The sequence below is a fragment of the Pseudoalteromonas distincta genome (assembly GCF_005877035.1).
Classification (GTDB): Bacteria; Pseudomonadota; Gammaproteobacteria; order Enterobacterales; family Alteromonadaceae; genus Pseudoalteromonas; species Pseudoalteromonas distincta.
In genome coordinates this window covers 2,761,585-2,786,423 of sequence record NZ_CP040558.1, presented here as the reverse complement: position 1 = coordinate 2,786,423, position 24,839 = coordinate 2,761,585, and the positions used below count along the sequence as shown (strand labels likewise).

The 24,839-nt window shown below is 39.7% G+C and carries 26 protein-coding genes and 1 tRNA gene; 21 read left to right on the top strand and 6 right to left on the bottom strand.

Annotated features, from left to right (window positions below; all coding sequences use genetic code 11):
- The first annotated feature begins 55 nt into the window (after nucleotides 1-55).
- Genes FFU37_RS12400 through FFU37_RS12385 form a run of 4 tightly spaced genes read left to right on the top strand, consistent with a single transcriptional unit; the run spans nucleotide 56 to nucleotide 4,336 of the window.
- Nucleotides 56-619, top strand: a complete 564-nt coding sequence (locus FFU37_RS12400) for a UPF0149 family protein (RefSeq protein WP_002962745.1) — start codon at nucleotides 56-58, stop codon at nucleotides 617-619.
- A gap of 28 nt (nucleotides 620-647) precedes the next feature.
- On the top strand, nucleotides 648-1,970 hold the full coding sequence (pepP, locus tag FFU37_RS12395) for a Xaa-Pro aminopeptidase (RefSeq protein ID WP_138489611.1): 1,323 nt from the start codon (nucleotides 648-650) through the stop codon (nucleotides 1,968-1,970).
- A 15-nt stretch (nucleotides 1,971-1,985) separates the two neighbouring features.
- A complete protein-coding gene (gene ubiH / locus FFU37_RS12390; protein WP_138489610.1) occupies nucleotides 1,986-3,173 on the top strand; it encodes a 2-octaprenyl-6-methoxyphenyl hydroxylase in 1,188 nt (395 codons plus the stop codon).
- Nucleotides 3,170-4,336 carry an FAD-dependent monooxygenase gene (locus FFU37_RS12385; protein ID WP_138489609.1) on the top strand — a complete coding sequence of 389 codons (1,167 nt, stop codon included), beginning with the start codon at nucleotides 3,170-3,172 and terminating at the stop codon, nucleotides 4,334-4,336. The genes ubiH and FFU37_RS12385 overlap by 4 nt, the downstream gene beginning before the upstream one ends.
- Before the next feature lie 264 nt (nucleotides 4,337-4,600).
- On the opposite strand, the gene FFU37_RS12380 is transcribed toward FFU37_RS12385, so the two are convergent.
- Entirely contained in the window at nucleotides 4,601-5,800 is a 1,200-nt protein-coding gene (locus FFU37_RS12380; protein WP_138489608.1) for an alpha/beta hydrolase-fold protein, read from the bottom strand.
- Between the two features lie 374 nt (nucleotides 5,801-6,174).
- Here FFU37_RS12380 and rpsF point away from each other — a divergent pair, with 374 nt between their 5' ends.
- From rpsF to alr, 9 genes are all read left to right on the top strand, one after another.
- The gene (gene rpsF / locus FFU37_RS12370; RefSeq protein ID WP_002962750.1) at nucleotides 6,175-6,516 is read left to right on the top strand and encodes a 30S ribosomal protein S6; all 342 of its coding nucleotides are present in this window, start codon (nucleotides 6,175-6,177) and stop codon (nucleotides 6,514-6,516) included.
- Nucleotides 6,517-6,559: 43 nt separating this feature from the next.
- A complete protein-coding gene (priB, locus tag FFU37_RS12365; RefSeq protein ID WP_004588456.1) occupies nucleotides 6,560-6,877 on the top strand; it encodes a primosomal replication protein N in 318 nt (105 codons plus the stop codon).
- A 12-nt stretch (nucleotides 6,878-6,889) separates the two neighbouring features.
- Nucleotides 6,890-7,117: a 30S ribosomal protein S18 gene (rpsR, locus tag FFU37_RS12360; RefSeq protein ID WP_002962753.1), complete on the top strand. Its 228-nt coding sequence runs from the start codon at nucleotides 6,890-6,892 to the stop codon at nucleotides 7,115-7,117.
- Nucleotides 7,118-7,152: 35 nt separating this feature from the next.
- Nucleotides 7,153-7,605 (top strand): 50S ribosomal protein L9, encoded by a 453-nt coding sequence (gene rplI / locus FFU37_RS12355; protein WP_002962755.1) that lies wholly within the window; start codon nucleotides 7,153-7,155, stop codon nucleotides 7,603-7,605.
- Nucleotides 7,606-7,832: 227 nt separating this feature from the next.
- Nucleotides 7,833-8,384: an RNA polymerase sigma factor gene (locus tag FFU37_RS12350; protein ID WP_138489607.1), complete on the top strand. Its 552-nt coding sequence runs from the start codon at nucleotides 7,833-7,835 to the stop codon at nucleotides 8,382-8,384.
- Nucleotides 8,371-8,853 carry a hypothetical protein gene (locus FFU37_RS12345; RefSeq protein ID WP_024596807.1) on the top strand — a complete coding sequence of 161 codons (483 nt, stop codon included), beginning with the start codon at nucleotides 8,371-8,373 and terminating at the stop codon, nucleotides 8,851-8,853. Before FFU37_RS12350 ends, FFU37_RS12345 begins: the two co-directional genes overlap by 14 nt.
- A 9-nt stretch (nucleotides 8,854-8,862) precedes the next feature.
- Nucleotides 8,863-9,801 carry a DUF4097 family beta strand repeat-containing protein gene (locus FFU37_RS12340; protein WP_002963051.1) on the top strand — a complete coding sequence of 313 codons (939 nt, stop codon included), beginning with the start codon at nucleotides 8,863-8,865 and terminating at the stop codon, nucleotides 9,799-9,801.
- A 112-nt stretch (nucleotides 9,802-9,913) separates the two neighbouring features.
- Complete coding sequence (gene dnaB / locus FFU37_RS12335) at nucleotides 9,914-11,293, top strand: replicative DNA helicase (protein ID WP_002963050.1); 1,380 nt, start codon at nucleotides 9,914-9,916, stop codon at nucleotides 11,291-11,293.
- Nucleotides 11,293-12,372, top strand: coding sequence for an alanine racemase (alr, locus tag FFU37_RS12330; protein WP_138489606.1), 1,080 nt, complete (start codon nucleotides 11,293-11,295; stop codon nucleotides 12,370-12,372). Before dnaB ends, alr begins: the two co-directional genes overlap by 1 nt.
- A 31-nt stretch (nucleotides 12,373-12,403) precedes the next feature.
- Here alr and FFU37_RS12325 read toward each other — a convergent pair whose 3' ends face one another.
- Nucleotides 12,404-12,643, bottom strand: coding sequence for a DUF2960 domain-containing protein (locus tag FFU37_RS12325; RefSeq protein ID WP_002963045.1), 240 nt, complete (start codon nucleotides 12,641-12,643; stop codon nucleotides 12,404-12,406).
- 100 nt (nucleotides 12,644-12,743) lie between these two features.
- On the opposite strand from FFU37_RS12325, the gene FFU37_RS12320 reads away from it, so the two are divergent.
- The 3 genes from FFU37_RS12320 to FFU37_RS12310 all read left to right on the top strand — a co-directional run bounded on the left by FFU37_RS12320 (nucleotide 12,744) and on the right by FFU37_RS12310 (nucleotide 14,624).
- Nucleotides 12,744-12,995 carry a hypothetical protein gene (locus tag FFU37_RS12320; protein ID WP_002963043.1) on the top strand — a complete coding sequence of 84 codons (252 nt, stop codon included), beginning with the start codon at nucleotides 12,744-12,746 and terminating at the stop codon, nucleotides 12,993-12,995.
- A gap of 201 nt (nucleotides 12,996-13,196) precedes the next feature.
- Nucleotides 13,197-13,814, top strand: a complete 618-nt coding sequence (pnuC, locus tag FFU37_RS12315) for a nicotinamide riboside transporter PnuC (RefSeq protein WP_002963042.1) — start codon at nucleotides 13,197-13,199, stop codon at nucleotides 13,812-13,814.
- 3 nt (nucleotides 13,815-13,817) lie between these two features.
- Nucleotides 13,818-14,624, top strand: coding sequence for a phosphotransferase (locus FFU37_RS12310; protein ID WP_138489605.1), 807 nt, complete (start codon nucleotides 13,818-13,820; stop codon nucleotides 14,622-14,624).
- 3 nt (nucleotides 14,625-14,627) lie between these two features.
- On the opposite strand, the gene FFU37_RS12305 is transcribed toward FFU37_RS12310, so the two are convergent.
- Complete coding sequence (locus FFU37_RS12305) at nucleotides 14,628-14,810, bottom strand: hypothetical protein (protein WP_039490259.1); 183 nt, start codon at nucleotides 14,808-14,810, stop codon at nucleotides 14,628-14,630.
- 246 nt (nucleotides 14,811-15,056) lie between these two features.
- Here FFU37_RS12305 and FFU37_RS12300 point away from each other — a divergent pair.
- The 3 genes from FFU37_RS12300 (at nucleotide 15,057) to FFU37_RS12290 (ending at nucleotide 16,582) form a co-directional block, all read left to right on the top strand.
- A tRNA-Arg gene (locus FFU37_RS12300) sits at nucleotides 15,057-15,131 on the top strand.
- A 211-nt stretch (nucleotides 15,132-15,342) separates the two neighbouring features.
- Complete coding sequence (locus tag FFU37_RS12295) at nucleotides 15,343-15,876, top strand: DinB family protein (protein WP_138489604.1); 534 nt, start codon at nucleotides 15,343-15,345, stop codon at nucleotides 15,874-15,876.
- 1 nt (nucleotide 15,877) lies between these two features.
- Nucleotides 15,878-16,582, top strand: coding sequence for an NRDE family protein (locus FFU37_RS12290; RefSeq protein ID WP_138489603.1), 705 nt, complete (start codon nucleotides 15,878-15,880; stop codon nucleotides 16,580-16,582).
- Between the two features lie 119 nt (nucleotides 16,583-16,701).
- Here the strand turns inward: FFU37_RS12290 and FFU37_RS12285 are convergent, their stop codons facing one another.
- Nucleotides 16,702-18,465: a bifunctional lysophospholipid acyltransferase family protein/GNAT family N-acetyltransferase gene (locus FFU37_RS12285; protein WP_138489602.1), complete on the bottom strand. Its 1,764-nt coding sequence runs from the start codon at nucleotides 18,463-18,465 to the stop codon at nucleotides 16,702-16,704.
- 336 nt (nucleotides 18,466-18,801) lie between these two features.
- Between FFU37_RS12285 and FFU37_RS12280 the strand changes: the two genes are divergently transcribed.
- Nucleotides 18,802-20,016, top strand: coding sequence for a cyclic di-GMP phosphodiesterase (locus FFU37_RS12280; RefSeq protein ID WP_039490270.1), 1,215 nt, complete (start codon nucleotides 18,802-18,804; stop codon nucleotides 20,014-20,016).
- Here the strand turns inward: FFU37_RS12280 and FFU37_RS20420 are convergent.
- Nucleotides 19,976-20,299, bottom strand: a complete 324-nt coding sequence (locus FFU37_RS20420) for a hypothetical protein (protein ID WP_076914930.1) — start codon at nucleotides 20,297-20,299, stop codon at nucleotides 19,976-19,978. The genes FFU37_RS12280 and FFU37_RS20420 overlap by 41 nt on opposite strands.
- A gap of 283 nt (nucleotides 20,300-20,582) precedes the next feature.
- Here FFU37_RS20420 and FFU37_RS12270 point away from each other — a divergent pair, with 283 nt between their 5' ends.
- Nucleotides 20,583-21,824, top strand: coding sequence for an outer membrane protein transport protein (locus FFU37_RS12270; protein WP_002963222.1), 1,242 nt, complete (start codon nucleotides 20,583-20,585; stop codon nucleotides 21,822-21,824).
- A 110-nt stretch (nucleotides 21,825-21,934) separates the two neighbouring features.
- On the opposite strand, the gene FFU37_RS12265 is transcribed toward FFU37_RS12270, so the two are convergent.
- A complete protein-coding gene (locus tag FFU37_RS12265) occupies nucleotides 21,935-24,790 on the bottom strand; it encodes a valine--tRNA ligase (protein WP_138489601.1) in 2,856 nt (951 codons plus the stop codon).
- Between the last annotated feature and the right edge of the window lie 49 nt (nucleotides 24,791-24,839).

Sequence of the window (24,839 nt, the reverse complement as noted above, 5' to 3'; positions counted from 1 at the left end):
GTTGCTTTTTATCGAGTGGTAGCATTGCCTTAACTTGCAAAGCGAAGATTCGATTATGAACGATTTACCCGATTACGAAAAAGCTCAACTGCTTTTAGAAAAAAACGAAATATTTGTATCACCTGCCGAAGCGCATGGTGTAATTAGTGGTTTACTAGCGTGTGGTTTAACCATTGACGACAAAGAATACTTAGGCCTTTTGAGCGATGTGTTTAACGATGGTGAATCATTTAGTAACGATTTAAAGCAGTTTTTTGGCACTATTTATAAGCAAGTAGTTGCGAGCTTTAATGATGACGAATTTCAGTTTGATTTATTTTTACCAAACGATGACGAAACACTCATCGATCAGGCTAATGGCCTCGTATCATGGGTAGCAGGCTTTATGCTTGGTTTTGGCTTAAAGCAAAAAGATTACGGTAAGTTATCAAGCGATGTTAAAGAGGTTATTACTGACTTTAGCGAAATCACTCGCCTAGATACCACTTTTGAAGAAACCGAAGAAGACAGCCAAGCGCTGCACGAAGTGATTGAATATGTGCGCGTATCAGCACTACTTTGTTTTGCAGAACTGGGTAAAGAGCAAAACACGCAAAGTACTAAAAAAACACTTCATTAGTTTAAAAAGTTAAACGGGTTGGTTAATAATGGTTGAAGTACAAAAGTCAGAATTTAAAGCACGCCGTGAGCGTTTACTTGCGCAAATGGATAAAAATAGCGTTGCTATTATTCCTGCTGCGAGCGAAGTGACGCGTAGCCGCGATACCGAATATGCATTTAGACAAGATAGCGACTTTTTCTATTTAACAGGCTTTAACGAACCCGACGCTGTACTTGTACTATGTAACAACAGCGATGCACCCAGTACTTTATTTTGCCTAGATAAAGACAAGCTTGCAGAAATTTGGCATGGCCGCAGAGTTGGCTTTGATAAAGCTAAAAGTGACTACTTGTTTGATGAAGCTTACCCACTAAGTGAATTAAACGATAAGCTACTTGATATACTAAATGAAAAAGATGCGATTTATTTTGCACAAGGTGCTTATCTTTCATTTGATACCAAGGTGTTTACGTTACTAGGTACACTTAGAAGTGGTGCGCGAAAAGGCCTCAAAGCACCGAGTACTTTAAAAGAAATACGCGGCCTTATTCATGAAATGCGTTTGTTTAAATCGCCAAGCGAAGTAAATGTTATGCGAGAAGGTTGTGAAATTAGTGCGCGAGGGCACATGCGCGCTATGCGTTTTTCACACCCCGGAGCTACTGAATTTCAGCTAGAGGCAGAGCTGCATCATCATTATGCCATGAATGGTGCGCCGCACCCGGCGTACGGCACAATTGTTGGTAGTGGCGACAACGCCAATATTTTACATTACACGCAAAATAGCGACGTATTAAAAAATGGCGACCTGGTACTTATAGACTCCGGTTGCGAGCTACAAGGTTACGCCGCCGATATTACCCGTACTTTTCCAGTAAATGGACAATTTAGCGAAGAGCAAGCCGCGCTTTACAATATTGTTCTTAAAGCGCAAGAAGTTGCTTTTGATGAAGTAAAACCCGGTGGTTACATGTCGCATGCTAATAAACTAGCAATGGAAGTAATGACCCAAGGTTTACTTGATTTAGGTATTTTAACCGGCGACTTTGACGAGCTAATGGCAAAAGGGGCATGTAAAGAATATTACATGCACGGGCTTGGGCATTGGCTTGGTTTAGATGTACATGATGTTGGCGATTACAAAGTAAATAACGTTGAGCGTGCATTTGAGCCGGATATGGTACTCACCATAGAGCCTGGGCTTTATATCAGCGAAGACTCAAGCGCACCGCAAAAATACAAAGGCATTGGTATTCGTATCGAAGATAACTTGCTAGTTACCGAAACCGGCCATGAAAACTTGACCCTAAGCGTACCTAAAAAAATTAGCGATATAGAAGCACTTATGCAAAGTGCTAAAAACGTATAAAGCTCGGAGAGTAAAGTGGCTAAGCAGTTTGATGTAGTTATTATTGGCGGTGGTTTAGCGGGAGCAAGCTGCGCATTAAGTGTGGCTAAAACTAATCCCGCGTTAAATATTGCCGTTGTAGAAGCTAATCAAGTTACCGGCGACTACCACCCAAGCTTTGACGACAGAAGCATTGCACTTGCTCAGCAATCGGTAGAGTATTTACAAAGCCTCAATTTATTTGAACAAAATGCCCCTTACACCGCCGCAATCAAAAAAGTGAGCGTGTCTGATAGAGGCCACTTTGGCAAAGCGCACATTAATTGCGACGAATTTTCTAAGCCTTCACTTGGTTACGTAGTAGAAGTTAACCCTTTTGGCCGAGCGCTCCACCTGCGTTTAACGCAATCAAATATTACGCTTTTGTGCCCTGATAGCGTAACTGCCATTGAGCAAACTCTGCATAGCAATACACTTACCCTGCAAAGCGGCGAGCAATTAAGCGCAGCGCTATTGGTTATTGCTGATGGTGCACAATCACCCACACGTAATTTACTTGGGCTTGGTTTTAATACCCAGCCTTATGAACAAGGCGCAATTATTGCTAATGTAGAAGTGGCTGGTGGGCATAATAATCATGCCTTTGAGCGTTTTACACAAAGCGGGCCTATGGCGTTATTACCCATGAGCAATAACCGTTATTCGTTGGTGTGGTGTATGAGCCAAGATCAGGTTGAACAGCACATGGCACTTAATGAACAAGACTTTATAAGTGCCCTACAAAGTGCGTTTGGTTATCGCGGAGGTCAATTTACTAAAGTAGGCATGCGCACGAGTTACCCGCTCGTTTACGGGCAAGTCGAGTCTTTGACTGCGCACCGTACAGTGGTTATTGGTAATGCCGCACATGCTATTCATCCTATTGCAGGACAAGGTTTTAATTTAGGCCTTCGCGACGTGCAAGTACTTAGTAATTTAATAGCAAACAGCCAACACGGTTTAGGCAGCTATGCGTTTACACGTGAATATTCAAAAAAGCGCAGTGATGATATAAAAACCGTAATGAGCTTAACCGATGCACTTGTTAGGCTTTTTTCAAATTCATCGCGAGTGCTCGCATTGGGGCGCAGTATTGGGTTGTTCTCGATGGATTTATTTCCCGCATTAAAAGCGCCATTAGCCAAACAGTTAATGGGGCAAGTTAAACAAGGTAGGCGTTTATGAAGCAAGCACAGGTTTGTATTGTAGGTGGTGGCTGTGTAGGGCTAACACTGGCACTTGGATTGGCAAAAGCTGATATAAGCGTCGTTGTACTCGACGGCGCACCAACACAAGTGTTGCCAACTGACGAATATGGTTTGCGCGTAAGTGCGCTAAGCATTGCAAGTCAAACCTTACTTGAGCAATTAAATGTATGGCCAGAAATTATCGCACAGCGAGCGTGCGCTTATACGCATATGGATGTACGTGATGCCGACAGCTTTGGTAAAATAACCTTTAATAACGAGCAACTTGAGCTTGAGCATTTAGGTCACATTGTTGAAAACGACATTATCCGCTACGCGCTTATAAAAGAGCTAGAGCAACAACCAAGTGCCACGCTAATGTTTGATACGCAGTATCAGCAAATACATCAAAGCGAATCAGATGTATTTATAACACTTAAAAGCGGCGAACCAATTATAGCAAAACTGCTGGTGGCTGCTGATGGGGCAAACTCAGCTATACGTAAACAATTTAATATGGCGCTTAGCTTTAAAGATTACGATCACCATGCGCTAGTCGCAACCGTAAAAACCAAAGAGCCGCACGAAAACACCGCACGCCAAGTCTTTTTACCAACCGGGCCACTGGCATTTTTACCACTGAGCGATGCAAATACGCATTCAATAGTATGGTCTACTAGCCCAAACCACTGCGATGAGCTGCTTGCAATGAACGATAGTGCCTTTAATAAAGCTGTTATGGCTGCAATAGATGGCCAATGCGGGCTATGTGAAGTGCAAAGTGCGCGCGCAGCTTTCCCACTTAAAATGCGCTACGCTCAGCAATGGGTTTCAGGCAAAGTGGTACTCATTGGCGATGCTGCACATACAATCCATCCGCTTGCAGGGCTTGGTATGAACTTAGGCCTAAAAGACGCCGCTTATTTAATTGAGCTACTCACAAGTGATAGCAAGGAGTTTGCAAGCACGCGCACACTTCGCGATTACGAACGTACCCGTAAGCTCGATGCGCAAAAGCACATAGCCATGATGCAAGGGTTAAAAGAGCTATTTGCAGGTGCAAATCCGGTTAAAAAACTTATCCGCGGAGTAGGGCTGTCACTCGTTGATAATTTAGGCCCAATAAAACACCTGTTCGCCAAAGAAGCGATAGGCAAATAAGTAGGTTGGGTTGAGCGAAGCGAAACCCAACGGATAAAGTAAAGTGATGAGCTTGATTAAAAAACCGATGTTTAATTTAAGTGTCGGTTTTGTTTTATGGTGGTTTTAAATATATTAAAAGCTGCGCTTTTTACGCGAGCAAGCTCAGCGTCTACATGCAAAGTTTAACACTGAGCTTAATTTTACCTGTAGGCGTTTAGCTTGCTGACGCGACGAGCGTAGCTCGTAATTATCGTTAGTTAAAATCGCTTTGCGTTAAATCAGTTACAAATTCTCTTGCGCTTCATTCACCATATCTTGTAGTGCATCAACTAACATTGGATCTCGCGAGTTTTGCTTAGCAAGTTCTAATGCGTGTTTCATACTGGTGACGGCCTCTTTAAACTGCTTATTTGCAGTATAGCCTTGCGATAAACGCATGTGAGAATAGGCTGCATTTGGGTAATGGGTAGTAAAGTGTTTAAGCGTGGTAACAGCTTTGGCTGTGTTACCAAATTTTTGCTGGCTATGAGCAAATTCTACATATACATCTTGTGGAATTTTAAGCTCAAACCCGTACTTATCACTCAGTGCTTGGTAGTAACCTGTAATGAGCGATACATCAGCAAATCTTCCGTGCTCGTCAGTAACGTTAAAAATTAGGTCGCCAAATAAGTGAATTAGGCTATCGCTAAGGGCTGGTAGTATGGTGCCCATATGACTAAAAGTAGGGTAATGCTTATATTCCCATTTTAGCTGTGTTGGCATTTGTTGTTCTAAATTTACTAAAGTATTTAATACACCTGTATAAAAGCGTGACCCTTCACTTGCTACACTAATAAATAACGATTGACCGCCTTTAGGGTTTTTAGTGTATTTTATAATATTATTTTTTAATTCTTCATCACTCCACCAACTGTTTGGGCTTATAGCTATATAGTTATTAAATAACTCAGGCTGATTAACTAAAGTATAAAGCGCTAAAGTACCTGCATTAGAGTGGCCAATTAAGGTGTTGTAGCCGTTAGTTGAGTAATTACTGTTTATATAAGGCATGAGTTCATCAGACACAAACTTTAAAAACTTGTCGGTTTGCCCAGCATCAGGCCATTTATTTTTTACAAAAGTTTGAAACTCAGTTTTAGGCTCACCATCTACTTTAGGTAAGTAATCACGAACGCGGTTAGTTGTATCAATACCAACAAGCATGGCATTAGGTATTTGCTCGTAATCAACTAAGGATTTTATAACCCCAGACGCCGTATGAAAGTGCTCAACACCATCAAGTAAATAAATAACATAAAGCGGTTGGTCATCTTTTACGGTGTCAGGTATGAAAATTTTGATAGGCCTGTCTTCGTTAAGTATTTTTGATTGCAGAATGACTTTTTTACCAACGGTTATGTCAGTTGTATTGGTTTTTGCGTGGCTTAAAAATGGTGTACTAAAAGTAAGTATTAATACAAGCGATAGTAAGAGCTTCATAAATATCCTTATTTAATAACGTATTGCTTAATAATTGCACGGCTTTAAGTTTGAGTAAATACTTATATTTTGAGGCAGGTGTTAGACTTAAGTAATTCAAAGCTGCGCTTTTTACGCGCGCAAGCTTGGCGTATATGATAAATATTAAACTGCGAGTTTAGCTTTTCCTTTAGGCCTAAGGCTTGCTAACGGGATGAGCGAAGCTCGCAATAATTGCCTTTAAACTCTTATCTATAAAAGCTTAAAAACCTGCTTGCTTAATTATCCGTCTAAGCGTAAAATGCGCGCTCATTTCGGCTTTTAAACTATTAATTCCTTGCCTTAAACCGACCGGCCGAAACGGTAGAAGGCTCTATTAACCGTAAGGAATATCCATGCGTCATTACGAAATCGTATTCATGGTTCACCCTGATCAGAGTGAGCAAGTAACTGGTATGATCGAACGTTATACTGGTTCTATCACTGAAGCTGGTGGTACTATCCACCGTCTTGAAGACTGGGGCCGCCGTCAACTGGCTTACCCAATCAACAAGCTTCATAAAGCTCATTATGTTCTTATGAACGTTGAAGCACCTACTGAAGTAATCAGCGAGCTAGAAACTACTTTCCGCTACAACGATGCAGTGCTTCGTAACTTAGTTATGCGTACTAAAAATGCTGTAACTGAAGCGTCTCCTCTTGCAAGAGAAGAGAAGAAAGAAGCACCAGCTGCTTAATTGTTTTGAGTCCTAGCATGGCATGTAGTCAGCAGTTATTATAATGGTTAGCCCATATATGAATCAGCTGGTTATATCTGGGGTAGTTTGTAAAACTCCCAAGTTTAGCCAAAGCCCTGCTGGCATCCCGCATTGTATTTTTGTTGTAGAACATAAATCAATGCAAACCGAAGCAGACCTTAACCGTAATAGTTATGTGAGGCTTCAGGTAGTTGCCAGTGGAAAGCAAATGCAACAACAGACTCAACATTTGCACGTTGGGCAGGCATTGCAAGTGAGTGGTTTTTTAAATCGCCACGAAGGTCGTAACGGCCTTAGCCAATTGGTTTTGCATGCTCAGCATATAGAAAGAATTATTTGAGGAATTAATCTCATGGCACGTTATTTCAGACGTCGTAAGTTCTGCCGCTTTAAAGCGGAAGGCGTACAACAAATCGATTACAAAGATCTAGCTACTCTTAGAAACTATGTTACAGAAAGTGGCAAAATCGTACCTAGCCGTATCACAGGTACTAGCGCTAAATACCAGCGCCAGCTAGCAACTGCTATTAAGCGTGCTCGCTACTTAGCCCTTCTTCCATACACTGACTTACATAAGTAAGCAGCGGATTAACAGTTTTTAAAAGGTGTAGAAACATGCAAGTTATTCTACTAGATAAGATCGCTAACCTAGGTAGCCTAGGTGAACAGGTTGTAGTTAAATCTGGTTTCGCACGTAACTTCCTTTTCCCGCAAGGTAAGGCAGTTCCTGCGACTAAAGCTAACATTGAAACGTTTGACGCTCGTCGTGCAGAACTTGAAGCGAAAATCGCTGAACAGTTAGTTGCTGCACAAGCACGCGCTGAAAAACTAGAAGCATTAGCAGAAGTTACATTAGTATCTAAAGCTGGTGACGAAGGTAAGTTATTCGGTTCAATCGGTACTCGTGACATCGCTGACGCTATCTCAGCTGTTGGTGTTGAAGTTGCTAAGTCAGAAGTTCGTTTGCCTCTAGGTACTATCCGTGAGACTGGTGAATTTGACGTATCAATTTCAGTTCACTCAGACGTAACGGCTACTATCAAAGTAATCGTAATCGCTGAAGCTTAATTTTTAATTAAGCTAAAAAAGCCGTGCTATTAGCACGGCTTTTTTGTGCCTATAATTTGGCTAACTTCATTAGTTGAGGGCACAATTTAATACAACCTCGTATAAGCCCTTTTTTTATTCAATTATTTTTCCATTCCTTTTAAACCTTTTCGAACTGTCATTACGTCTAACTTATCAATACACTCAAATAGCAACTCAACAATAATAATTAAAAGGCGGCATCACGGATGTTACATGTTAAACCCGAACCAGCGCCTTTGTGCGAAGCTGCACTCATTGGGCGAGTTAAATCGGGTGATCAAGGCGCATACACAACGCTTTATGAGTTACATATAAAACGAGTATACGGTTTATGTTTACGCTTATTAGCAGACCAAGCACACGCCGAAGACGCCGCCCAAGAGGTATTTGTACAGGTATGGCATAAAATAGCATTGTTTGATGGGCGTTCGCAGTTTTCTACTTGGCTATATAGTGTTGCCAGTAATGTAGCGATAAGTTACCTGCGCAAGCAAAAAAACTGGTTACAAAAAGTAGTAAGTATTGAACACCGCGGTATGGATGAGCAATCAGCTAACGACTGCAAAGGCTTAAATGATGGCCTCGATAAGTTAATAGTAAGGCTTCCTGAGCGCGCACGTATGGTATTTGTATTATTTGCTATTGAAGGTTACAGGCACGAGGAAATAGCGGAGCAATTAGGTATGGCTGTTGGTTCAAGTAAGTCACAATATCATCGTGCTAGGCAGTTATTACAAGAGTGGTATGAAAATGAGTAAACCAAACTTTAACGACTACTTAAATAAGTCATTAAACACGCTTGATAAAGAAATTACGCCACAAAAAGATTTATGGGCGGGGATTGAGCGAGCAATTGTTAATAATAAGCAGAACCCAAACAGCACTATTATTTGGCCAAAACTAACGGCAATAGCAGCGTGTACTGTGGCTGCTTTAATTGCTGTTAATATATTTGTTATAGCACCTGAACCACAGCCCGTAGTGGCTATAAGTGATTACTTTTCGGCTCAAAAAAATAGTTTGTTAGTTGAATACGAAAATAAAGAAGCATTAACCACTAACTGGCAAACGCAACTACAAGAACTTGAAGAAGCTGAGCAAGCAATAAAGCAAGCTCTTGAAAACGAACCACAAAACCAAGCGCTACTGACAATGTTAGCGCAAATATATCAACAACAACTTGATTTAATTAACAAGGTGCACGCGCCACGTTGGCAGCACATTTAGGAGTACGGTATGAAAGCGATTTTATTAGGACTGAGCTTATTTCCACTGGCGGCATTTGCGGGTGAAAAAATAGATAAGCAAATAGACGTACCAAGTGGCGGCACTATTTTTATTGAAAACCAACGGGGTGATATACATATTACAGGCTGGGATAAAAACGAATTTAAAGTATCTGGCGAGCTTGATGATAAAGCACAGGGTTATGAGCTTAAAACAAGTGGTGATAAAACACAGTTTATTGTAAAAATGCCCCGTAAATCAAATTGGGGAAATAGTGGTGACGGCTCAAACCTAACTATATTTATGCCTAAAAGCAGTAGTTTAGAGTTTGCTGGCGTTAATGTATCGGTGACTGCAAAGGAGCTTAAAAACGGCGCAGAAGTTGATGTGGTTAACGGCGAAATTACGGTAGATGATATTACTGGCAACATTAAGCTCACCACTGTAAATGGTGATGTGAACGCTGAGAACTTAAACGGGAATATTCAGTTTGAAACCGTAAATGGTGAAATTAACGATAGGCAATCAAGTGGTGAGTTGCGTTTTAGCGCTGTTAATGGTGATATTAAATCAACTTCAAGCGCTAATGATGTACGCCTTGAAAACGTAAATGGCGATATAGAATTTACGCTATCGGCTATTAAAAACCTACGTATTAATACGGTCAATGGCGAAGCAGAAGTACAGATTAACGAGCTTTTAAAAGGCGGTGATGTACGTTTTGAATCAGTAAGTGGTGATGCCGACTTTTATTTCCCACAAAGTGTATCAGCAAAGTTTGAAATTAAAGCCCATGCTAATGGTAAAATCATTAACAAAGTCAGTAGTGACAAAGTCAGTAAAGCTAAATATGGCCCAGCCAGTGATTTAGAATTTAGCATTAATGGCGGTAATGCTAATGTTGAAATGGATACCATTAGTGGACGCATAGAGCTGCGTACCAAATAACACTCATTCCCCATCACGATTACAAAAAGCAGGAAAGATTTCCTGCTTTTCTATTTGCACAGCCCCTGCAAGTCGATAGAATAGAGCCATTCAATTTTACTACTGTGAAGTTATGGCCAAACCAGATAAGCAAGTCGATACTCTTAAAGTTCCTCCCCATTCAATAGAAGCTGAACAATCTGTTTTAGGTGGCTTAATGCTTGATAACCAAGCTTTTGACCGCGTAGCTGAGCTTGTTGTATCACAGGATTTTTATACCCGCACGCACAAGTTAATTTTTGAGGCGATGACGGCACTTGCTGAGATTGGCGATCCGATAGATTTAATCACTATTTCTGAAAGTTTAGAAAAAAATAATAAACTTGCAGGTATTGGTGGTTTTGCTTACTTAGCCGAAATTGCTAAAAATACCCCAAGTGCAGCCAACATTGATGCCTACGCAAACATTGTACGTGAGCGTGCTGTTGTACGTGAAATGATTGGCGTGGCAAATGAAATAGCCGAAGCGGGTTTTAATACCGAAGGGCGTACTAGTCACGACTTACTCGACTTTGCCGAAAGCAAAGTATTTAAAATTGCCGAGCAACGTACAAAAAGTACGGAAGGCCCGCAAAGTATTCATAACATACTTGAAAAAACCGTTGATAAAATAGAAGAGCTTTATCAGTCGCCACAAGATGGTGTAACGGGTGTAAGTACAGGTTATGCCGATCTTGATAAAATGACGACGGGCCTGCAACCATCTGACTTAATTATTGTGGCAGCGCGTCCTTCAATGGGTAAAACCACCTTTGCGATGAACCTTGCAGAACATGCCGCAATGACTCAAGACAAACCCGTGCTAATTTACTCGCTAGAGATGCCTTCAGAACAAATTATGATGAGGATGTTAGCGTCTCTTGGCCGTATTAACCAAACTAAGGTACGTACAGGTCAGTTAGATGATGACGATTGGGCGCGACTTTCATCAACAATGGGCTTGTTGATGGAAAAAGGCAAAATGTATGTTGATGATGCCTCGGGCTTAACACCTACCGATGTTCGCTCTCGTGCACGTCGTATTGCGCGTGACCACGGCGGCATTAGTATGATCATGGTCGATTACTTGCAGCTAATGCGCGTACCTAGCCTTGCTGATAACCGAACGCTTGAAATTGCTGAAATTTCGCGTTCACTTAAATCACTAGCAAAAGAGCTAAAATGTCCGGTTGTTGCGCTTTCGCAGCTAAACCGTACGCTAGAGCAACGTGCTGATAAACGCCCAATTAACTCAGATTTACGTGAGTCAGGGTCGATAGAGCAGGATGCCGATTTAATCATGTTTATTTACCGTGACGAAGTTTACAACGAAGACAGTACTGATAAAGGTATTGCTGAAATTATCATAGGTAAACAACGTAACGGCCCAATTGGTAAAGTGCGTTTAACGTTCCAAGGTCAATTTTCTCGCTTTGATAATTATGCGGGACCAGCGGTAGATGACGATTACTAATGCGCTTAGCGACTGCTGAAATTAACTTAACGGCACTTGCGCATAATTTAGCGCAAGTTAAGGGCTTTGCACCTAACAGCAAAGTGATGGCGGTGCTAAAAGCCAATGCTTACGGGCATGGATTAGTAACGATTGCGCAGCATTTAAATAATGCTGACGCATTTGCTGTGGCACGTATAGATGAAGGGCTCGCCCTTCGAGCTGGGGGCTTAACAAAGCCAATTGTTTTACTAGAAGGTTTTTTTAACAAAGCCGACTTACCGATTCTGCTCGCCAACAATTTTCAAACTATTATTCACGATGAGTACCAATTAGCAGCGCTTGAAAAAGCAAAGCTAGATGCACCAATAACATGCTGGTTAAAAGTAAATACAGGTATGCATCGATTAGGTATTGCGCCAGAGCAGTTTGAAGCGTTTTATAACCGCTTACAAAAAACACCTAACGCTAAAAATACGGTTAATTTAATGACCCACTTTTCGTGTGCTGATGACGTTGATAATGCTAAAACGGTTCAGCAAATTACGTTGTTTGATAATTTAGTGAATGGCATTGATCAAGCGCATTGTTTATCAAATTCTGCTGGTATTATTGCCTGGCCGAGCGGTCATGGCGATTGGGTACGTCCTGGGCTTATGTTATATGGTGTATCGCCAATGGCAAATAGTATTGGGCAGCAACACAAATTAAAACCAGTTATGCGCTTAACTACGCGCGTAATTGCAGTACGAGATGTGCCTGCTAATGAGGCTGTTGGGTATGGTGGTCGTTGGAAAAGCGATAAACCAACCAAGTTAGCTGTTGTAGCTATGGGTTATGGCGATGGTTATCCTCGGCATGCTAAAGAGGGGACACCGGTAATAATTGGTGAGCAGCGTTATGGTATTGTAGGAAGCGTAGCTATGGACATGATCAGCGTTGATATAGGCGCTAATGAGCATAATATTAAAGTTGGCGACAGAGTCACTATGTGGGGCCCTGAGCTTCCAGTTGAAGAAATAGCACTGTGCGCTGATACTATTCCTTACGAGCTATTATGTAATATTACACCACGCGTAAGTTATGAGTATCAGCCATAGTTAGTTTTTAGCGTATACCAATTGGGTATAATTACTCTTTTATAAAGTAAATGTCGCTAAAGCCCATACGGGCAAATTCTTGGTCGCGAAAGTTACGAACAGAAGCAGACCCTTTTGAGGTCATTTCTATTTGGCGTACCATGTTTAAGTAATTTGTTAAATCAATACCCTCGGCAGCAGCAATAGCTTGATACATGTCGTGGTATTTATCTTTTGCGAAGTTAATTTCGCGCGGTTGGTTTTTAAATGTATACGTTATTCTGCGTGCCATAATAAGCTCAGTTAAATTGAGTGTTAGTATAATTTTACACTGTATTGAACTGGCATTGAATGATTTGTTTAAATCAAATAATTAAAAAGTAGAGTTTAAAATGAAATTATCAGTAGAGATCAGTAAATATCCACTTCACCAAGATTACATTCCGTTTATTAAAGGCTTTATTGACCGCTTAAACGAATACGAAAATTTAAAAGTGATTACTAATACGCTATCAACGCAAATTTTTGGTGATTATGATTTAGTAATGCAGGTGTTAAATACCGAAATTAAGCGCTCATATGAAGAATTTGGTAAAGCTATTTTTGTATGTAAGTTTCTCTCTGGCGACTTATCGCCTGAATAATCTATAATACCAACCTGCATAAATCTTTGATCAATTTAACGAATTAAATTGCACTATAACGTCGTTAAAAATTTTTTATTTAGAACAACTAGATACAAAAATTTTTGTCTAGTTCTAGCGTAATTTTCTTAACGTTAAATAGACCCCGTATATAAGCAGATTGGTATAACAAATGGCGCAACTAAACGGTGATTGCATAATATGGACTTTTTAACACAAACCTTAAGCGGTTTTACAGCAATGTCGCATTGGGAATACATTGCGGTAGGATTGTCGATGGCGTACTTATTATTGGCAATAAAGGAAAGCTTATGGTGTTGGCCGGCGGCATTTTTTAGCACGCTCATTTATACAATTATGTACTGGAATGGCGCATTGCTCATGGAGTCGTTACTTAATTTTTATTATATGTATATGGCTGTGTTTGGATGGGTTGTATGGAGAAAAGGCAAAGCTGAAAATTTAAATATTACATCGTGGTCGATAAACCGTCATGCTGTTTTAATTAGTTTAACAACCGTAGCTGCAATTACAATTGGTTACGTTATGCAAAACTATACGCATGCCGATTTTGCTTATCTTGATAGTTTTACAACGTGTTTTGCCGTAGTAACTACTTACTTAGTTGCTAAAAAAGTCCTCGAAAACTGGCTGTACTGGATTGTAATAGATGCAGCTTCCATGTATTTATATTATGAAAAAGGCTATTACCCAACGCTTGCGCTCTTTATATTTTATACCATTATGGCAGCGTGGGGCTTTAAAACTTGGTACGAAGAGTACGAACAAAGCCAAGCTAAGCCGCTAGCTCAGCTTTAATTAATGATTGAGCATAATCAGCTAGTAAAAATGTGTAGTGCGTTTATAGAGCCTACAAGCATTGTTTCAAGCGAGCGATTACTTAATGGCTTTAGTAACGATAATTTTTTAATACGTACCGAGCAACAAGGGTATTTGTTAAAGTGTTATAAAAGCCATTGGCCAAGTGACGGCCTTGAAGCGCAGCGTTTTTTAAGTGAGCTTAATATATGTCCTGCGCCTATTTGGCTTGATAAAGAAAATGGTCGTGCGGTATTTAATTATATTGAAGGCAAGAGCGCGCAATCGGATATAACGCTTAGCTTTATTAATAAACTTGCTCAAGTGCATAATTACAAAGCGTCTACCGCGCCAATGGATATAGCTAAAGAGCTGCATTTTTATCAAAGCACCGGCGTATATACGCAATATAAACCTCAAATAGAGCAGGCACTCAAAGTAGTTGCAGCCATGCAATTTGATGAAGGCTTTTGTCATAACGATTTGGTAAAAGATAACATTATTGTAAATGCTTCGGGCATGTATTTAATTGATTTTGAGTACGCGCAAACTAACGATGTATATTTTGATTTGGCAGCCCTTGCAGTGAGTTTTAACCTTAATGAGCAAAGTAAAAAAGCGCTGTTAAACAACTATAAAAATAGCGTTGATAAAACAAGCACGTTTTACCCATCAATAGATAAGTTAAATTACTATAAGCTGTTTTTTTTGGTGTTATGTATTGCTTGGTATGAGGAGCGCAGCATAACTAGTAAATCTATAATGTTACGTGCGCAGCTAAATAAACTTGTTACTAATACTTTTTTATAAAAGTTACAAACCACCAAAGCGTTCAGCGAGCTCTTTGTACTTTGTTACTTCGGCCGCATCAAATTGTGGTTCGCCATTCTCGTCTTCAGATTTAGCAATTAATAAACTTTCTCTAGAGAGACGTTTTACACGCTCTACTTTTACACCTAAAAACTCAGCGACTTGCTCAGTAGACATTAAACTCATCATTATTTCCTCGTATTAAACTAATCCTCACAGCGACAATCATAATTTTAATGTTGCTAAACCGTTACTGTTTCTTATCTAATAAGAATAAATAGCGTGTTTTTAAGCCTTTGTGAAGTGTTTTATTTAAAAGAGTTTAATTAATAAGCATATAAGCTGATCTTACTGGTATTTATTTAAAGATCTCTTTATCATTGCGGGTGCTAAAGCACTGATATCGCGAGTTGGTGTGGCGGCAACAAATGTGCTCTCGTGGTGAAATGGATATCACGTGGCCCTCCGGAGGCTGAGTTGTAGGTTCGATCCCTACCGAGAGCGCCATTTGCTTTTATATGTATTAATTATCCTCTCTATATTACCTAGCTTCTTATTAATTACTCTTGTATTTAAAAATGCATTTACTGCAAAAACTTTGAAAGTTAATTTTAAAAACAGCTTTCTAGTTATTTATACAATGCAAAATTAGCATCCAAAAATCATGTTGTAATTATTTGCATATAAGATTTAGTGATAAATGAGGAAGACCGATTCAATGTTAAATAGTCAATTAGAGATACTAGCTCAAGGACACGCTTATCTTGAAGGTGTAACTAAAGAGGACTATTCCCAAGTCATTACTCCTAACTTTATTAGCTCGGCAGGAGCTCATATGCGACATATTATCGATCATTATCAATCTTTAATGACCGGCTTTAGCACGCAAAAAGTAGATTATGATTGCCGCTTAAGAGGAGGAGATATTGAAAGCTCTCCAACTGCTGCAATAAAAAAAATTGCCGAAATAACAACGTGGGTTGAACAGCTAAGTCCAGATGATTTTAATAAACCGTTATTACTTTCAAGTGAAGTTTCGATTAAAAGCAAAAATGTACAAACAGTAACAACATCACTTGCGCGAGAGCTTATTTTTGTAGGCAGTCACGCTGTGCACCATTACGCGATGATTTCACAAATTTCTTTTGCTCAAAAGTCGCAGCTCGATCAAAGCTTTGGTTTAGCACCAAGTACAGCTACCTTTTTAAGAGAAAATAGCCAGCCAGCACAACCAAAATCGATGCAAAATTAAAATGTGCACGTTAAGTTACTTTTTAACTGATGATGGCTACGAGCTATTTTTTAATCGCGATGAGCAAAAAACACGAGAAACGGCAATCGCTCCAAGTAAGCACCAGGGCAATGCAATTTTCCCCATTGATCCGCAAGGAGGAGGTACTTGGCTTGGGGTATCGCATTTTGGGCAAACACTCGCATTATTAAACGATTATCAAAGTGTATTTGATATAACTGCGGTAAAGCATAGTAGAGGTCTGTTAATCCCTCATTTACTGAGCAATAAAGCCCCTGCATTGTACCAATTACAAAACATGGATTTATCGGGCTACGCGCCTTTTAAGTTGTGTATTTTTCCGGATGGGCTATCGATAAATAACAATAACGTGGTTTTTGTTAGGTGGGATGCAAAGCAGTTAATCCACTGCCAAGTTGAACCACTTGCTACGTCATCAGGTGTTGAGCTTGAAACGGTGACACAAAAGCGTAAACAACAATTTAAGCAACTTATTGATTTAAGACATCCTGAAAGTGAGCAGTTTTTAGCGTTTCATTACAGTAAAGCCGAACAAGGGCAATATGGCGTAAACATGCTAAGAGAAGATGCAATGACGGTCAGTATTAGTCATATTAAAGTTGGTGACACTATACGTTTTAATTATTTTGATAAGCAGTCTCAGCTCATTAGTAGCATTGGTTGTTTAAAAGTCGCTGCTGCTTAACTAAATATTTTTATAGCCATAACTATTACATAATTAAAAACAAAAAAGTCGATGTAATTAATTACATCGACTTTTTTGTTAACTGTATTTTACCTGCTATATTAAGCAGCAGGTAAAAATTATGAGTGATTTATATAATCATCCTTTTTATCACCAAGGTAGAGCTTAAGTAGCTTTTCAGGCGCACTTGGTAGGTGCACACTTAAAAGTAATCCTGGCGTGTGATTAAAGTTGCTATCAATGCCCATGCAATGAAATTGAGCGCCTAGCTTGTGGTATTGCTTTAATAAAATCGGTATGTCTTTTTTATCTTCTTCTATTCCCATAACCAATGCTGATACATGGCTTATATTTAACGTGTGGTCATTAATAAAGTCTTCAAACTCTGGGTGCAGCTTATTATTAAAAGGCGTATTGGCGCTAACACCTTGTTTATTATTAACCATTGCATGGTCAATAATTGCAACAGAACGAGGGTCATAAAGTTTACTTAATGAAACAGTGCCATATAAAGTCCTATAGCGTGGATTTTGCACCATAAACGCACCAATCCCTTTAAATAGCAGTAATAAACCATGGTAACTGCCCTGATGTTTTTGAACTATAAACGATCGACCCATTTCTAAGCACGGCTGTTGCTGATTAATAAAAGAAGGTTCAAAGTTAAACATTTGCGATAAATAAAGAGCGCTCACGTTGCTATTTTTTTGTAATAAATCGGTTTGTCCAATTCTATAAGCACCAATAATTTCTTCATTTTTATGATCAAAAATAAACAAATGCATGTAAGTCGCATCAAACTTATCAGTGTCGCATGGCTCGCCACTTCCTTCGTTTAATGTACGAAAGGTTATTTCTCTGAGGCGTGTTATTTCAGTAACGCAATTAGGTATTTGCTCTTGGTAGCCGTAATAAACTGAGTAACCTTTAAAGTCGACTAAGTGCTGCTCGCTTGGCAAGTTGGCAAGCTCATTTTTCATTTTTGTTTTATCAACTTCCTGCATAATAGCTTTGAGCTGTGTTGATTGGTTATCCTCTTGCCAAGGCGTTACAAAGCGCTCATCGTTTAAGTAACACTGCAAGCGTGTAAGTGCGTTTATGTCGTCAGTTTTTTCAAACTTATTTAATAATTTGGGTGTAAGTAAATTACCAGCGCTTAAGCTAATAGAGCTTTTTTGAATTTTAAGTAATTCGCGTATTAGCATTAATAATCTAAATCGGTAGTAAACACGCCCCAAGTTATAAAAGGTTGAGCTATTCTGACCGCTAATAAATACAGGCAATAAAGGAGCTTGTGTTTTTAAAGCTAGTTGAGCGGCTAAGCGATTCCATTGCCCGTCAGTTACACGTTGTTTTTCTGATTGAAAAAATGACACTCTTCCCGCAGGAAAAACCACAAGTAAGCCATCATTTTTAACATGACTAAAACACTGTTTTATTGCGCTGGTATTAATGGCTGCTTTTGGTTTTAGTGGGTTAGCAAAAATAAAATAGTCTTTAATTTCTTTAAATATTTTTAAACCCACGTTAGCCATTACTTTTGTATCGCTACGATAATGGGTGAGTAAATTTGCAATAATTACGCCCTCAATCATGCCATAAGGATGATTACATACCACTATGCAAGGGCCATGCTTTGGTATTTTGTTAATAACACCTTGTGCACCAAGCACATTAATACCTAATACATTTAACAGCTTTTCACTAAACTCTTGTTTATCTAAACCCGATAAATTATTACAGAGGTATATATCACGCAGCTTATTGATGCCCAATAGGCTATCGAGCAGCGGAGCGGCTATTTTTAGTATATGACTCAAAGGAGAAACGGTGCTTATTGCCGCTACACTTAAGTTTGATACGGGGTGGTTTAATTTTGTCATATACGTTGATGCTCTTAAATTTTTATAGCTGTTGTGTATATTTAGACCGAGGAAAAACCACATTATGTTCAAATTAGGTTAATTAAGTTTGTTTAAAAGCGTAAAAATAATACTCAAATAGTCTTTTAAGTGCTAAATGGTTGTAGGTTATTAAGAAAATAGAAGAGGGTTTTAATTATCCATAAAATAAGGTTACCCACTACAGCTAATAAGAGTGATACAGCAAGTAATCCTTTGTAGTTATATATCACTACTTACAACTCAAAAACTAGACTTTTAAGCTTAATTAATGCTATTTAAGGTACATCTACTTTAAATGTAAAAAATCTCACCTTTATGCTAATTACTTTGCCTGTGTCTGAGCTCACCCCTGGTATGTACGTTGATAGCGTTACTAAACAACACGAGGGGATCAATAGCATAAAAATTAAGACCAGTGGCTTGGTGCGCGACAAATCTATTATTAAGCGTTTAGTGTCTGAAGGGGTGCTCGAGCTGCTTATAGATTTTACTAAAGGTGATGCGCCAGTTCCTGCCAAATATAAGCCCCAAAGTGCACCTAAAACATCTAATAGCCAAAAAAAAGTAGAAAAAACACCTATAGCTATTTCTATCGAACAGGAGTTTGCTAAAGCGACTGTAAATTACGATCAGCATGGCCGAAAGTTACAATCATTATATGGTGATTTAACATCTGGCCTGAGTGTTAATATAAAAGTGCTTGATGAAATTGCTAGCGAGATAGTCAGCTCAGTTTTTCGTAATGCTAACGCTATGACTATTCTTACTCGTATAAAAGACAAACATAGCTATAACTGGCGGCATATGATCAACTGCGCCATTTTTACTGCTGTATTTGCTAAATACTTAGGGTATGAAAAGGCTGTTGTACAAGAGCTTGCAATGGGGGCGTTACTTCATGACTTAGGCCAAGCTAAATTACCGCAGGGTATATTTTCCAAGCCAACTAAACTAAGTAATAACGAGCTAGCAGCAATTAAAAAGCATGTTGCGCAAGGTTTAGGTTTAGTTAAAGGTGAGAAGGGTATAACTCCTCTTATGCTCGATATGATAGTAAATCATCATGAGCGTTTAGATGGCTCTGGTTATCCGCGAGGCCTGCAGGCTGAAAAGTTAAGTCGCCCGGCGCGTATAATGGCAATTGTAGATGTGTACGATGCTATGACAGCCGATAGAATGCACCAAGAGGGTGATGAGCCTATTAATGCATTACGCTACTTATTAGCCAATAAACACTTGTTTGATGGTGAACTAGTACAACGCTTTATAAAATGCTTGGGGGTCCATCCGGTAGGAACTATTGTAAAATTAACGAATGAACGTTTAGCCTTAGTGCTTGAGGGGAACGTATTAAATCCTATTAAACCTAAAATTAAGCTATTTTATAATGCTAAGCATAATCATCATGTTACACCTAAAGACATAGATTTAAGTGAGCACACCCAAGAGCTGAAAATACTAGCAAGTGTTAAGCCTCTTGATTATCAGATTAATTTGTCTCGCCTGCTAAAAGAGCATTTGTTGAACTAGTTTTACTGCATTGCCTTTTTTTAGTTTGTTTTGCAGAAATAAACGCACCCAAAAAACAACTTCCCATCAGTGTTAGCCATAGCAAAGTACCTAACTCTACGTGCAATGCAAAACAACACAGTCCTAAAGAGATCAACGCATTTAACATTGCTCCAAGCCAATAATGGTTTACGGGGTTATCGCATTGTCCTGCTTGAGTGCATGCACAGTAGTTTGCTTTGTAAAAGCAAAATACACTCGCCCCACAAAATATTAGCCCTGTAATAATAAATAAAATGATCACAGTTTTACTTCCTTTGCGATTTTATAGTGAGTGTAATTTGCTATATATTTCAAGTCAATCTAAATGATAATTAATTACAATTAGAGCTTTAACTCTAATAACACATTTCTCATCCGATGAGTTTTAAATAGTTGTTAAAATGTCGTTAAATAACATGTTTTTTGCTGTTTTTTGACGCATTCATAGAGTTTTTTACAAAAAATTAAGGTAGTGTAGCAAAGTTTCAAATCCTAATAACAACACACATAGTACCCAGACAGTCAGTTTGGTTAAGGACTCAACAATGAAATTTTCTAAAACTCTTATTGCAGCTTCGCTTGCATTTGTTTCAGCTGATAGCTTTGCAGCTGCGTTTCAATTATCAGAGCAAAATGCATCGGGTTTAGGCCGTGCATACGCTGGTGAAGCTTCTATCGCAGACGATGCGTCTGTAGTTGCACGTAACCCTGCACTAATGACTTTATTTAAAGATAAACAACTAAGTGTTGCTGCTATTGGTGTAATCCCAGATGTAAGCTTAGAAGGTGAAGGCGCGCCAACTGGTATTGATCAATCTACATTAGATGACGATAGCATTGCCCCAAGTGCAGTGGTACCAGCAGCTTACTTTACTATGCCTTATAACGATAAAGTATCACTTGGTTTTGGTGCATTTTCTAACTTTGGTTTATCAACTAAGTTTAATGATGACTACGCCGCAGGCCAGATTGCGGGTGAGACTGAGATTTTTACAGTTAATATGAATGCAAGTGTTGCCTATAAAGTAACTGAGCAGTTTAGTTTTGGTGTTGGCCTAAATGTAATTTATGCTGATGCAACTATAGTTCGAAAAATAGGTGTAAACCCTTTTGGCGTTCCAAGTTCAACGAACGTTGTTGATCTTGAGGGTGATGATACTGGCTACGGCTTAAATGTAGGTCTAATGTATCAACTTGATGAAAATAGCCGTTTTGGTTTTAATTATCGTACAGAAACAGATATAACATTTGAAGGAACTTATTCAAGCGCTGCACGTGGTATCGCTGAGCGCTCAGGTTCTGTTGATATTACTCTACCCGCTATCGCTGAATTTTCTGGTTCACATCAGTTAGATGAAAAGTTAGGTTTACACTACAGCGTACTATGGACTGGATGGAGTAGCTTTGACAAATTAGAAGCTGAAGTTGGTTTACCACCAGAGCAAAGTTTTGAAAAAACAGAAGACTTCTCAGACTCTTTCCGCTACTCAGTAGGTACTGATTACCAGTTAAATGAAGACATACTACTTCGTGCTGGTGTTGCATTTGATGAGTCACCGGTATCACAAACGCACCTATCAATCTCTATTCCTGATACAGACCGTTTCTGGTTCTCGTTTGGTGGTAACTACACGATTGATCAAAACTCTAATGTTGATCTTGGTGTGAGTATTATCCGTGGTAAAACACAAACGTTTACAGAAACTGATGATTCAGGTAGTCAGTGGGCTTTTGAATCTAAAGGTCACGCAGTACTAGTTGGCGCTCAGTACAACTACAAGTTTTAAAGAAGTGTCTTGTGATTAATCACAGGGCACAAAAAAGCCGCTCACTTTAATTAAAGTGAGCGGCTTTTTTAATGCCTATTAAATAGTGTTAATAGGCATTTTATGAAAGCTTATAAGCTTTCTATTTTAGTTTTTTGCTCAAGTAACTTAGTTTTAGCATCGCTAAACTCAGCCAGTTTTGCATTTTCTTTAGCAAGTACGGCTTCAGGTGCGTTGTTTACAAACTTTTCGTTAGCGAGTTTGTTTTGCACTTGTGCTAGGCCTTTTTCTGCTTTTTCGAGTTGCTTATTAATACGCGAAAGCTCGGCTTCCACATCAATTAAGCCTGCCATTGGGATCATGATCTCAAGGTTGCCAACATAAGACGTTGCACATGCAGGTGCCCCGTCTTTGTTTTCAAGCATTGTAAACTCTTCAATTTTTGCAAGTGATGCTAAAAATGATTTGTTTTCTTCAATGCGGCGCACGTCGTCGCTTGATGCATTAGCAAGTAATACGCTAAGCGGTTTACTTGGGCTAATATCCATTTCACCACGAATGTTACGAATAGCTAAAATGAATTGTTTAACCCACTCTAAGTCGTCCATCGCTTTAGCATCAACGCTTGCTTCATTATATACAGGGAACGGCTGAACCATAATGCTGGTGTTTGTTGTTTCAAGGCCTGCAAGAGGTGCAACACGTTGCCAAATAGTTTCAGTGATGTACGGCATCATTGGGTGCATTAAACGCAGTAAGCTTTCAAGTACGGTAATAAGTGTATTACGTGTACCACGTTGCTGCGCTTCATTACCTTTAAATAATACCGGCTTAGTTAGCTCTAAGTACCAATCACAGAACTGGTTCCAAGTGAATTCGTAAAGCGTGTTAGCAGCTAAGTCAAAACGGTAGTTATCAAGGTGCTCAGTGTACGTTTTAACTGTTGACTCAAATTGGCCTAAAATCCAGCGGTCAGCTAATGAAAGCTCTTTTTGTGCATCGTTTGCAAAACCACAGTCTTGCTCTTCTGTATTCATTAATACGTAACGGCTCGCGTTCCATAATTTATTACAGAAGTTACGGTAACCTTCAAGGCGGTTCATGTCCCAGTTAATATCACGACCGGTAGATGCCATTGCAGCAAGTGTAAAGCGAAGGGCGTCGGTGCCGTGTGCTTCAATACCGCCTGCAAATACTTTACGCGTATCTTTTTCGATTTTAGCGGCAAGTTTTGGCTGCATCATGTTACCAGTACGTTTTTGTACTAGGTCTTCAAGTTCAATGCCGTCAATCATGTCTAGTGGGTCAAGTACGTTACCTTTTGACTTAGACATTTTATCGCCGTTGTCATCACGTATCAGACCCGTTACATACACGGTTTTAAACGGAACTTGTGGTTTGCCATTTTCGTCTTTTACAAAGTGCAGCGTCATCATAATCATGCGCGCAACCCAGAAGAAAATAATATCAAAACCAGTTACCAGCACGTCAGACGGGTGGAAGGTTTTTAAATCATCGGTATTTTCAGGCCAACCTTGTGTAGAGAAAGTCCAAAGTGCTGACGAGAACCACGTATCAAGTACGTCTTCGTCTTGGCTTAGCGTTACGTTATCTGCAATGTTGTTTTCACGGCGAACTTCGGCTTCGTCGCGACCAACAAATACATTGCCTTCACTGTCGTACCAAGCTGGAATGCGGTGACCCCACCAAAGCTGGCGTGAAATACACCAATCTTGTACGTCGTTCATCCACGAGAAGTACATGTTTTCGTATTGCTTAGGTACAAATTGAATATCGCCGTTTTTAACAGCGTCTTTTGCAGGTTCAGCAAGTGGTGCAACACGTACATACCATTGGTCGGTAAGCAGTGGCTCAATTACCACACCAGAGCGATCGCCGTAAGGAACCGTTAAACCATGGTCTTCAATTTTTTCTAGTAGGCCTAGTTCTTCAAATTCTGCCACAATTGCTTTACGCGCTGCAAAACGATCAAGTCCATGTAGGCGTTCAGGTATTGGTGCATCAAACTCAAGCTCTTTACCGTCAAAGGTGTATGTTTCACCTTGGGTAAGAATAGCGGCGTCTTTATCGAAAATGTTGATCATCGGCATTTGATGACGCTTGCCCACTTCGTTATCGTTAAAGTCGTGCGCTGGGGTTATTTTTACACAGCCCGTGCCTTTATCTTTATCGGCATGTTCGTCAGCAACAATTTTAATACGACGATTAACGATGGGTAATAAAATCTCTTTACCGATTAAATCTGTGTAGCGCTCATCATCTGGGTTTACTGCAACACCCGAGTCGCCAAGCATGGTTTCAGGACGTGTTGTTGCTACTACTATGTAGTCTTTTCCGTCTTGTGTTGTAACGCCATCAGCTAGTGGGTAACGTAAGTTCCACATGTGGCCTTGCTTGTCTTTATTTTCAACTTCAAGATCAGAAATAGCCGTGTGTAATTTTGGATCCCAGTTTACTAGGCGCTTGCCTCGGTAAATTAGGTTTTCTTTATGAAGGCGTACAAACACTTCTTTAACGGCTTCAGATAGGCCATCGTCCATGGTAAAGCGTTCACGATCCCAATCAACCGATGCGCCAAGGCGACGAAGTTGCTTAGTGATAGTGCCGCCAGATTCTTTTTTCCATTCCCAGATTTTATTAATAAAATCTTCGCGGCCTAAATCGTGGCGTGTTTTGCCTTCTTCGGCATGCAGTTTACGCTCAACCAACATTTGCGTTGCAATACCTGCGTGGTCAGTACCTACTTGCCATAATGTGTTGTTACCTTGCATACGTTTAAAACGCGTTAGGGTATCCATTATTGTATCTTGGAAGGCGTGGCCCATGTGTAAGCTACCAGTGACATTTGGCGGCGGGATCATAATTGAATATGGTACGCCTTGGCCAGATGGCTTAAAGTAGCCTTTTTGTTCCCAGTCTTGATATAGCGACTGTTCAATATCTTGCGGATTGTAGGTTTTATCCATTACACAGAACCTTAAATAAGTACTTAAATTAGTTGGTTAGTTTGCCTGA